Annotated in this window: 2 protein-coding genes; both read left to right on the forward strand. The window is 39.9% G+C overall.

What is annotated here, in order from left to right; genetic code table 11:
• On the forward strand, window positions 1-1158 hold a 1158-nt coding region (locus tag ACKI5B_RS07140; RefSeq protein WP_407427240.1), incomplete at its 5' end, for an HsdM family class I SAM-dependent methyltransferase.
• 20 nt (window positions 1159-1178) lie between these two features.
• A partial coding sequence (locus ACKI5B_RS07145; protein WP_407427242.1) for a restriction endonuclease subunit S occupies window positions 1179-1824 on the forward strand: 646 nt, incomplete at its 3' end.

A 1824-nucleotide genomic window follows, 5' to 3' on the forward strand; every position in this document is an offset into this window, starting at 1 on the left:
GCAAATATAAACAAAGTTGAAAACAACGAAAGTCAGTTAAAGCGGGTTTTTACTAAGATTGTTGATGACTTGGGAATTTATTACAAAATCGGCTTGACCACAGATTTTACGGGAAGACTCTTCAATGAAATGTACAACTGGCTCGGTTTTTCACAGGACAAACTCAACGATGTTGTTTTGACTCCTAGCTATGTAGCAACATTTTTGGCACGACTTGCCAGAGTCAACAAAGACAGCTATGTCTGGGATTTTGCCACGGGTTCGGCAGGTCTTCTAGTTGCTGCAATGAACATTATGATTGATGATGCAAAATCTAGCCTCAAAAGTCCGGACGAATTCAAGAAAAAAGAAGCGTTCATAAAGGCAAATCAACTTTTAGGATTGGAAATCTTACCGTCAATTTATATGCTTGCTATCCTCAATATGATTCTGATGGGAGATGGAAGCAGTAATATCTTGAACAAAAACTCGCTCACAGATTTTAACGGAAATTATGGTTTTGTGCGAACAAGCGAAAAATTCCCTGCGACTGCCTTTGTTTTGAATCCGCCGTATTCTGCAAGCGGAAACGGTATGATTTTCGTTGAAAAAGCCCTTTCTATGATGGAAAAAGGATATGCCGCAATCATTATTCAGAACAGTGCAGGAAGCGGAAAGGCAGTTGAATATAACAAGAAGATTCTGAAACATTCTACGCTTCTTGCAAGTATAAAAATGCCGATTGACCTTTTTGTTGGAAAATCGAGTGTTCAGACAAATATTTATGTATTCCGAGTTGGGGAAGCACACCAGAAAGACGAAATAGTAAAGTTCATTGATTTTTCCAATGACGGCTACACAAGAACAAACCGCAAAAAAGCAAGCATTAATCTTCGTGATACAGACAACGCAAAGGAACGATACGATGAAGTGGTGAACCTTGTTCGATTCGGAAAGAGCAAGTTGAAGATTTTTACAGAAAAAGAGTATTACGAAAGTACGATTGACCCGGAAAATGGAGCGGACTGGAACCAGAGCGCGCCAGTAGACACAAAGCCGACTTTGCAGGACTTCAAGAAAACTGTTGCCGATTATCTTGCATGGGAAGTTTCCAACCTTTTGAAAAATCAAGCAAACGGAACAGACGGAGAAGCTGAGGAAAAAAGCCTGGGAAAATAGATGCCCCGCTTGGCGAAAAATTGCAGGCGGTCAAGTGGGGCGAATACAGGCTTGGGGATTTGTTTGAGATAAATCCAACAAAATGGTACAAACTCACAAATGAACAGATTATGTCTGAAAATGGAACTGTAGCATTGGTATCAAACTCTTCAACAGATAATGGCGTAATGGGTTTTTCAAATCTTGAAGCAAATAACTCAGGAAATTCTATCAGCTGTTCTGACACAACGCTTGGTGCGGATACTATGTATTATCAGAAAGATGATTTTATCGGCTATCAGCACATTCAGCATTTAGTACCGAAGTTTTTGCCGTTCAATCAGTCGATTGCTTTATACATAATTTCAGCTTGCAGAGTCGCAACTTCAAATGCAGGTTATGATTATGCACATAAGTTCAATCGAGATGCAATGAATTCAACGATAATCTCTTTGCCTACAACTTCAAACAACGAAATTGACTTTGATTTTATGGAGAGCTTTATACGCGAACTCGAAGAGGAGCGTATATGCGAACTTTCCGCTTACCTGACGGTAAGCGGACTTTCCGACGCTACGCTTACGGAAAGAGAGAAGCTTGCGCTTCAGAATTTTGATACATTGGAATGGCAGGAATTCAGAATGGGTGATTTATTCGACAAAGTATCGACTGCAAAATTGCCATATA

The sequence above is a fragment of the Treponema sp. genome (genome assembly GCF_045657965.1).
Taxonomy (GTDB): Bacteria; Spirochaetota; Spirochaetia; order Treponematales; family Treponemataceae; genus Treponema_D.